At 63.0% G+C, this 8024-nt stretch carries 11 protein-coding genes; 7 read left to right on the forward strand and 4 right to left on the reverse strand.

Annotated features, from left to right (window positions below; all coding sequences use genetic code 11):
- The first annotated feature begins 218 nt into the window (after nucleotides 1-218).
- Together ACIQTZ_RS23845 and ACIQTZ_RS23850 are read left to right on the forward strand one after the other, a co-directional pair.
- Nucleotides 219-1049 carry an SGNH/GDSL hydrolase family protein gene (locus ACIQTZ_RS23845; RefSeq protein WP_402984802.1) on the forward strand — a complete coding sequence of 277 codons (831 nt, stop codon included), beginning with the start codon at nucleotides 219-221 and terminating at the stop codon, nucleotides 1047-1049.
- A complete protein-coding gene (locus ACIQTZ_RS23850; protein WP_402984805.1) occupies nucleotides 1046-1867 on the forward strand; it encodes an SGNH/GDSL hydrolase family protein in 822 nt (273 codons plus the stop codon). The genes ACIQTZ_RS23845 and ACIQTZ_RS23850 overlap by 4 nt, the downstream gene beginning before the upstream one ends.
- On the opposite strand, the gene ACIQTZ_RS23855 is transcribed toward ACIQTZ_RS23850, so the two are convergent.
- Nucleotides 1843-2130 carry a YciI family protein gene (locus ACIQTZ_RS23855; protein ID WP_402951732.1) on the reverse strand — a complete coding sequence of 96 codons (288 nt, stop codon included), beginning with the start codon at nucleotides 2128-2130 and terminating at the stop codon, nucleotides 1843-1845. The genes ACIQTZ_RS23850 and ACIQTZ_RS23855 overlap by 25 nt on opposite strands.
- 65 nt (nucleotides 2131-2195) lie before the next feature.
- Here ACIQTZ_RS23855 and ACIQTZ_RS23860 point away from each other — a divergent pair, with 65 nt between their 5' ends.
- Together ACIQTZ_RS23860 and ACIQTZ_RS23865 are read left to right on the forward strand one after the other, a co-directional pair.
- On the forward strand, nucleotides 2196-2681 hold the full coding sequence (locus tag ACIQTZ_RS23860; protein ID WP_400337856.1) for a MarR family winged helix-turn-helix transcriptional regulator: 486 nt from the start codon (nucleotides 2196-2198) through the stop codon (nucleotides 2679-2681).
- Between the two features lie 41 nt (nucleotides 2682-2722).
- Nucleotides 2723-3487, forward strand: a complete 765-nt coding sequence (locus ACIQTZ_RS23865) for an SGNH/GDSL hydrolase family protein (RefSeq protein ID WP_400337858.1) — start codon at nucleotides 2723-2725, stop codon at nucleotides 3485-3487.
- Nucleotides 3488-3492: 5 nt separating this feature from the next.
- Here ACIQTZ_RS23865 and ACIQTZ_RS23870 read toward each other — a convergent pair whose 3' ends face one another.
- From ACIQTZ_RS23870 to ACIQTZ_RS23880, 3 genes are read right to left on the reverse strand one after another with little or no spacing between them, the layout of a single operon-like run.
- Nucleotides 3493-4293, reverse strand: a complete 801-nt coding sequence (locus ACIQTZ_RS23870) for an FAD:protein FMN transferase (protein ID WP_402984807.1) — start codon at nucleotides 4291-4293, stop codon at nucleotides 3493-3495.
- Nucleotides 4277-4744 carry an FMN-binding protein gene (locus ACIQTZ_RS23875; RefSeq protein ID WP_402984810.1) on the reverse strand — a complete coding sequence of 156 codons (468 nt, stop codon included), beginning with the start codon at nucleotides 4742-4744 and terminating at the stop codon, nucleotides 4277-4279. Before ACIQTZ_RS23875 ends, ACIQTZ_RS23870 begins: the two co-directional genes overlap by 17 nt.
- Nucleotides 4741-6213: a ferric reductase-like transmembrane domain-containing protein gene (locus tag ACIQTZ_RS23880; RefSeq protein WP_402984813.1), complete on the reverse strand. Its 1473-nt coding sequence runs from the start codon at nucleotides 6211-6213 to the stop codon at nucleotides 4741-4743. The genes ACIQTZ_RS23875 and ACIQTZ_RS23880 overlap by 4 nt, the downstream gene beginning before the upstream one ends.
- Before the next feature lie 384 nt (nucleotides 6214-6597).
- Between ACIQTZ_RS23880 and rpmB the strand changes: the two genes are divergently transcribed.
- Genes rpmB through rpsN form a run of 3 tightly spaced genes read left to right on the forward strand, consistent with a single transcriptional unit; the run spans nucleotide 6598 to nucleotide 7311 of the window.
- Nucleotides 6598-6834, forward strand: coding sequence for a 50S ribosomal protein L28 (rpmB, locus tag ACIQTZ_RS23885; protein ID WP_387435675.1), 237 nt, complete (start codon nucleotides 6598-6600; stop codon nucleotides 6832-6834).
- A complete protein-coding gene (gene rpmG, locus ACIQTZ_RS23890) occupies nucleotides 6834-7001 on the forward strand; it encodes a 50S ribosomal protein L33 (RefSeq protein ID WP_003798558.1) in 168 nt (55 codons plus the stop codon). Before rpmB ends, rpmG begins: the two co-directional genes overlap by 1 nt.
- A 4-nt stretch (nucleotides 7002-7005) precedes the next feature.
- Nucleotides 7006-7311, forward strand: a complete 306-nt coding sequence (gene rpsN, locus ACIQTZ_RS23895) for a 30S ribosomal protein S14 (protein ID WP_021474711.1) — start codon at nucleotides 7006-7008, stop codon at nucleotides 7309-7311.
- Nucleotides 7312-8024 lie beyond the last annotated feature (713 nt).

Here is an 8024-nt window from a genome sequence, read left to right on the forward strand (position 1 = left end):
TCAACGCGTTCGCCATCACGTTCGCCGGACGGTTCGAAAGAACCACCAACTAATGAAAACCGCCGGAACCCACACACCGTATATCGGACAGACCCAGCGTTGGGGGTTTAAGGGGTGGTCGGTGAGAGAGCATTGGGGTTTAGGGGGTGGTCGGTGAGAGAGCGTTGGTTCATGTGGGGTTGGCCGGGGCTTAACCGGGGGCCGGTAGCGTCGGCGGCGTGCGGGGTGATTTCACGGCTGGGGAGAACGTACGACGGCGGTATGTCGCCTTGGGGGACTCGTTCACCGAGGGCGTTGGCGACCGGAGCGCCGTGCTGCCCAACGGTGTGCGCGGCTGGGCTGACCGGGTCGCTGAAAAGCTGGCCAAGGCTGAGCGGGGCTGGGAGTACGCCAACCTCGCCGTGCGCAGCAAGCGTCTCCGACAGATCATCGATGAGCAGCTTGAACCGGCGCTGGCCATGGAGCCCACGCTCATCACTCTTTATGCCGGCGGCAACGACATCCTGGATTTCGGCACGGACATGGAAGCCCTGCTGAACGATTACGAACTCTTCGTCGCCAGGCTCGCCGGGACCGGTGCCACCCTGGTGCTCTTTACCGGCTACGACGTCAAAGTCTCCGCTGTCCTGGAACCGTTCAAGAAGCGCAACACCCAGTACAACCAGAGGGTCCGCGATGTCGCGGAGAAATACGGTGCGGTCCTGGTGGACTATTGGTGCTTCGACGCCTACCACGATCCCCGCATGTGGGCAGCGGACCGGTTGCACATGTCCAAGGCCGGTCACAAGTACTTGGCCGCGCGCGTCCTGGACCAACTGAACGTGCCGCACAAAATTTCGCCCAAGGAATGGGATCCGCCCACCCGGATGGGCCTGCGCGAGTGGGAACGCAAGCAACGCCGCTGGGTCAACGACTGGGTGCTGCCGCTGTTCGGACGCAAGCTGCGTGGCGTCACGCTGGGGGATTCCCTGAGCCCGCGGTGGCCGCAGCCCGTCAAGGTTCCCCGGAAGGGTGGGCTCAAGAAACTCATGGAAGAGGCCAACACGTGAAGCAGCCCGTAAAGTTCGTGGCCCTGGGCGATTCCTTCACGGAAGGAGTGGGGGACAACGATCTCCGTTTGCCCAACAATTGCCGCGGTTGGGCGGACAGGGTGGCGGAAGAGCTCGCGCGCCACGATCCTGGCACCCGCTACTCCAACCTGGCCATTCGGGGCCGCCGTCTCCAGCGGATCATCGATGAACAAATCGAACCGGCCCTGGCCATGCAGCCAACAGTGGTCACGTTCTACGCCGGCGGCAACGATCTCCTGATGGCCCGCCTGAACCTGGCCCGGCTCATGCAGGACTACGAACAGGCAGTAAGGCGCATCAAAGCCAGTGGCGCCACGGTGGTGCTCTTCACCGGGTACAACGTGCCGCTCTCACCGTTGCTCGAACCGCTGAAGCTGCGCACGGACATCTACAACAGGCACATCCGCCGCATCGCCGCCGCGTACGGGACGCTGCTGGTGGACTATTGGTGCTTCGAGAAGTTCCAGGATCCGCGCATGTGGTCTCCCGACCGCCTGCACATGTCCCGGTCCGGCCATTGCTACATGGCCAAGAAAGTGCTGGAAGTCCTCGGTGCGCCGCACAACCTGACGTCGCCGGCTTTCCCGCCGCCGCGGTCGCGGACGTTTACGGAAAACATCGCCGACGACGTTTCCTGGCTTAAGCGCGACGTCGGGCCCTGGCTTTCGCGCAGGGTCCGTGGAGTGTCCAGCGGCGACCGCCTGGGCGCGCGGTGGCCGGAACTCATGCCAGTGGTGCTCCCGGAGAAACTGGGTACTGCGAAGGCACGGCCTCAGGAATCCAGCAGGTTTTCGTAGCCGTCGGCGACGCTGGTGGCTGTGAACTCGATGATTTCGAAGTCGGCTACACCGTTGCTGTAGAAGGGATCCTTGGACAGTGACTCATCCAAGGTGATCCGGTCCGCATTGGAGAGCAGGACTCCGCCGATGGCCGGAACGCGACGTCCGGACGCAAGGAACACACCGGCGTCGAACGCGTCCTTAAGCCAGGCCATGTGACCGGGCCTGTGGAAGTCGACGATTTCGTCGGGAACTTTGTAGGTCAGGGAGACTACGAACATGTGGCCAGCCTACCGTTTGGGCGGTCAAACACTGATGAAACCGGGGATTCTCCTAAGATGGACCCATGACTGAACCCCGCTGGCTGAACGCTGACGAACGCCGTGCCTGGTTGGCCCTGCTAAGCATCAATACTTTGCTTCCCGCAGCACTGGATACGCAGCTTCAATCGGCCGGGAAACTGTCACTGTTCGATTACAACGTGCTCGCGATGCTGTCCGAAACCGAGGGACGTTTCCTGCCGATGAGCGAGCTGGCGGCCCGCACCAGCGCATCCCTTTCACGCTTGTCGCACGTGGTCACCAAACTCCAGAAACGTGGATGGGTGGAGCGGCAAGCACACCCCCGAGATGCCCGCGTCACCGTGGCCCACCTGACCGAGGCAGGCATGAACACCATTGTGTCGCTCGCGCCGGCCCACGTGGAGTCGGTGCGTACGCTCATGATGGACTCCCTCAGCACGGAAGACGTTGCCGATTTGGCCCGCATCGGCGAGAAGATCGTGGCGCGGCTGGACAACAACCACTGGATCCTCCGGGACGCGCAGGCCTAGGGACTTTGTAGGCCACAGTGCGAGGGTGGCAGACTGGCGGCATGGAATTTTCTGCGCGCTATGTTGCCTTGGGGGATTCGTTCACGGAGGGTGTCGGCGACGCCGATGCCACCCGCCCCAACGGGGTCCGCGGTTGGGCTGACATCGTGGCCGGGCAGCTTGCACGCAGCAATGAAGGCTTCGGTTACGCCAACCTGGCCATCCGCGGCAGGAAACTGCGGCAGATCATGGCCGAACAGGTGGATGCCGCCGTCGAACTCAAACCCACTCTGGTGACCCTGTACGCGGGTGCGAACGACATCCTGCGGCCCAAGATCGATATTGACTCGCTGCTGCAGGATTACGACGCCGGCATCGCCAAGTTAAGCGCGACGGGCGCAACGGTGGTCCTTTTTACCGGTTTCGACGCCCAGGGTTCCAAGGTCTTCAGCACCATGCGTGGCCGGACTGCGATCTACAACGAACTGGTCCGCGAAATCGCAGAGCACCACGGGGCTTTGTTGGTGGACTACTGGCGCTTCGATGAATACGACGATTGGCGCATGTGGGACACCGACCGCATGCACATGTCCACCGCCGGGCATCTGAACATGGCCAAGCGCGTGCTGGAGGTTTTGGAGCACGAGCACGTGATCGAGATTCCGGAGATGGCACCGGAGCGCCTCCTGAGCCGCTCCGAGGCTGTGCGGGAAAACGCCAAGTGGGTGCGGGAGTTCGCAGTTCCCTGGGTGGTCCGCCGCGTGCGGGGCACGTCCTCCGGGGATGGACTGAACCCCAAGTTTCCGGAGTTGGTCCGGCCGCTGTAGCCGTCCTAGGCGGCGCTGCGGAACCCGGGCGTTGCCATCAGCGTGTTTTCTTTGCGGACGGCCAAAACCTCCACGCCCCACTTGTCGACGGCGAGATCCAGCATCCGCGTGCCGCCGGCCACGATTGCCGTTGCCAGCACGTCGGCCGCGACGATCTCCTCTGCCGCCACTGTCACTTGGAGGAACTCCGGTGGCGCAGTGCCCACAGCCCAAATGTGTTCCCCGCGTTCCGCTGATCCGGACGTTGCCACGGCACTCAAACCTGCTTTGCTCCCCGGTCCGAGGGGATAGGCGCCTAACATTGCCTGCCGGTCCATCGGATCAACAATCCCGGCCAGCCACGGTTGCCCCGATCCCGGAGAACCGCTCACAATGACGTCCCCGCCGGCATTGAGGCACCAATCATGCAGGCCAAGGGCAGCCAAGGTGAGGGCAGCTTCGCGCATGGCTTGGGCCTTGACGATCCCGGACAGGTCCAGGATTCCGTCGGGCCGTTCCGCAGTGAAGGCGCCTTGAGTGGCCAATCGCCATTCCGTCGCCTCGGCATAACTCGCCTGCATGGACTCGGAGGCGTACGGAAGGGTCAGTTCGCCGCGGGCCAGGCGGCTGGCTTCGGAGCCCTCCCGGTACAGGCTGAACGTCAGGTCCAGTTCGGCAAAGATGGTCCCAACGACGTCGACGGCGGATTCGAGTTCGTCGACGGCCGTTTGGGCGTAGTTTCCGCTCGCCACCGTCAGGCTCACCACGGTGCCCATGCTGCGGAACGTGCGGGCCCGGAGCTGCTGTCCGTTAGAAGTGGGCTGCATCGAGGGCCGCCTGGAGGGACGTGAGGTAGGCGTCGCTGGTTACTGTTGCGCCGCCCACGGTCTGAACGGAGGCCGATTGCGCCTGGAGGACTTCCGAGCGCAGCACAGGAGCGGCCCGGCTGCTGATCTGGGCGGACTTCCTTTCGGCATCGGTCAGCTGGAGCGCGGTGACCTCGGTGATCTTTCCGCCTTGGATGGTCACCTGGACCTGGACTGTACCGAAGCGGGTCTGGACCGCCGCGCCGTCGTAAGTTGCCGCCGTCGTACTTCCGCCGGTGGTGCCACCGGAACTGGTGCCGCCTGCCGTGCCGGTGCCGCCTGCCGTGGCACTGCTGCTGAGGCTCGTGGTGGTAGCCGTGCCGGTGTCGGCCACGTGCGCTCCGGACTGCCAACCCGCCAGGAGGATTCCCGCGGAAGCAACCGCGGTGGCCATTGCTGCTCGAAGTCTCACCAGTCGAACCTTTCGTAGTGGAGCTGTTCTGCCGGAACGCCGGCAGCTGTGACATCGCGGATCACTGCTTCCGACCACGCTGCAGGGCCGCAGACGTACACATCGGCGTTGGCGATTCCCGGCGCGTAGGACGTGAGGTTGAATCCCGACTGGACCGCCGACTGCGGCAGCCAGCGGTGGGTGCCGGCCGATCGGGGACCGGTCAGGTGGATGAGCGTGACGCCGCGGGCCTGGCACAAGGCCATGATTTCCTGGCCCAGGAAGAGCTCGGAGTCGTCATGCCCCCGGAGCAGGACAGTGGCCTTGCCGGGCTGGAACGGCGTGGATTCGAGCAAGGAACGCAACGGTGTGATGCCAATTCCGGCGCCGATCATCACCACGTGGTTGCGGGCGCGGGCAGCTGTGCTGAACATTCCGTATGGTCCCTCGACGGCCACTTTGGTGCCGGGACGGAGGCGGGCCAGTTTGGCCGAACCGTCTCCGAGGTTCCGGACCGTGACGCGCAGTTTCCCTGCTTGGCCCGGCGCTCCCGGTACAGGCTCGGCGGACAGGCTGAACGGGTGGGCTTCCCACCAATACCCGGGGGCCAGGAACCGCCAGAAGAAGAACCTCCCACCGGAACCGGACAAACGCTCCAGATGCAATCCACTCATCTCGATGCTGAACACATCCGGGGCCACCCGGACCACGCGGCTGACCGTGAGCTGGTGCCTGAAGGTTGCGATGATGGGCTGGACCACGCGGTAGGACGCGAGGGCCACGCCTGTCGCGATGCAGAAGACCATCCAGTACCACCGCTGCCACGTGCCTTCGACAAAAAGGCCGCCGACGCTGAACTGGTGCGGGATCGCCGTCGCCACGGCTGCGTAGGTGAGCAGATGGATGGCGTACCAGAACTCATAAGGAAACTTTCGCCTGACGGCCACAAGTGACGTCACCACGACGGCGATGAACAAGGCCATGGCGACAAACGCCAGCCACATGTCCGGCACGTTGACCCAGAGCGATACTGATTCACTGATGGGGTCCAGCCCCTCGGCCATGCCGTAGCCGACCGCGATCAGGAGTCCGTGGGCGAGCAGAAGGTACGACGCCGGCTTGCCCAGCTTCTTATGGACCTCGAGTGCGCGGTCGTGCCCGATGGTGTTATCGATGAACGGGATCCGCGCCGCCAGCAGGAGCATGAGCAGCACCAGGTCCATGCCCACCAGACCCGCCACGATGCCCAGGTTCGTCGCTGCTCCGGCGAGGGTGGTGAAGCCCGTCGCGCCGCCGTCGGCGAGCCACAAGGCCACCGCCGACACCGGCGACAACCACGCGAGGACGCCCAGGACATCCCTCCTCGCCAGCCGTCGTCGGGCCTGTGGATTAAAGCGCTCGACGGCGGCTGGTACGGCCCGCGGGGCCGGGGCCGGTGGTTCTTCCACGGGTTCTCCCGCAGTAGCTCGGGGCGTCAGTAGCGATGTCATGAATCAAGACTCGCCGCGCATCCTTTCGATCTGCTGTGAAAGGGCTTGAGTGGGCTTATGATTCCTGATTGGTCTTAATTTGGCCGTACCCGTAGAATAGTTAGGCGATAGGTAGTGCGGAGCGTGTGCAATTGCTCCGGTTGGCGGTACATGTTGGTTTGAACCAGCATCCCGTGGGCCGGTAGTTAGGGGCTCAAGTTGCGTGCATCCCTGTATTCGCCCAGTATCCCAGGATCTGCTGCAGTGGTTTCCACTGCCCTGTTCTGAAACCTTCTCTTGCCGCGTCATTGCGGATGGATGTGGACTGGACGCGGACGCTGCCTGTCGCACGGTACTGCAGGAAGATCCTGCACGCCGTTACATCAAATTTTTTGGAGGAGAGTCATGGCAGCACACTGCCAAGTGACCGGAGCCGAGCCGGGCTTTGGACACAGCATTTCGCACTCGCACCGCCGCAACAAGCGCCGGTTCGATCCGAACATTCAGAAGAAGCGTTACTGGGTTCCGTCCCTGCGCCGCAACGTCACCCTGACGCTGTCGGCCAAGGGCATCAAGGTAATTGACGCACGAGGCATCGACGCGGTCGTCGCCGAGATCCTGGCACGAGGAGTGAAGCTCTAATGGCAAAGGACAAGGACGTACGTCCCATCATCAAGCTCAAGTCCACTGCGGGCACGGGCTACACCTACGTTACGCGCAAGAACCGTCGTAACGACCCGGACCGCCTGGTCCTGAAGAAGTACGACCCCAAGATTCGCCAGCACGTCGAATTCCGAGAGGAGCGCTAAACACATGGCTAAGAAGTCCAAGATTGCTCGCAACGAGCAGCGCAAGGTCATCGTAGAGCGCTACGCTGCCAAGCGCCTCGAGCTGAAGAAGACCCTGGTTGACCCCAACGCGTCTGACGAAGCCCGCGAAGCTGCACGCCTCGGCCTGCAGAAGCTGCCCCGCAACGCCTCCCCGATCCGTCTGCGTAACCGCGACCAGATCGACGGCCGTCCCCGCGGCACCTTCCAGAAGTTCGGTATCTCCCGCGTTCGCTTCCGCGACATGGCTCACAAGGGTGAGCTGCCGGGTATCACCAAGTCTTCCTGGTAAGCACCTAGCTCTCTAAAGAGGCCGGTAACCGTCATGGTTGCCGGCCTTTTTGGTGTTTAACGCGCCGTTGCTTGGTGCTTAGCGCGCCGTTGGCTTGGTGCTTAGCGCGCCGTGGCGTGCCTGCCTTCCCGCCCAATCGCCGCCTCCCCTTCCGGACGCTCTCTCACCGAATCGCCCTTTCCGCCGGATGCTCTCTCACCGAATCGCCGTTTCCGCCGGACGCTCTCTCACGGAACCGCCGTTTCCGCCGGATGCTCTCTCACCGAATCGCCGTTTCCGCCGGACGCTCCCTTCTTGGTGGGCTGTGATGGGCTTCACGAGGGTCGGTTTTGGTTGTTTGTGGGTTTTTTGTCGGGTTGGTGGTCTGGTTTGCGGTGTGTTTTCGGGGTTTTTGTGTGGTGTTGGGGTGGATTTGTGTGGGGGCTGGTTGGCGTGTAATGTTTTCTGAGTCGCCGCGAGGGAGACAGCGTGAAGCTGGGTACCGCGGGTGGCAAACCCCCTTTGATAACGGCCTGAAAAACGGTGCGCTTTCGAGCGTGTCAGTTATCGGGTGGGGCCGATGATCGGTTCGGGAATCGCGGTAACGCTGGTTTGCGAAGTTTCGGTTGATCGGGTAACTTTGAAAAGTTGCTCCGGAGCGATCTGGTGGCCTGTGTGGTTGCTGGTGGTGCTGGTTAGTGTCTGTTGTTTGAGAACTCAATAGTGTGCCAAGT

It is taken from the genome of Paenarthrobacter sp. NPDC090520 (assembly GCF_044769205.1).
In the GTDB taxonomy this organism is placed as follows: domain Bacteria; phylum Actinomycetota; class Actinomycetes; order Actinomycetales; family Micrococcaceae; genus Arthrobacter.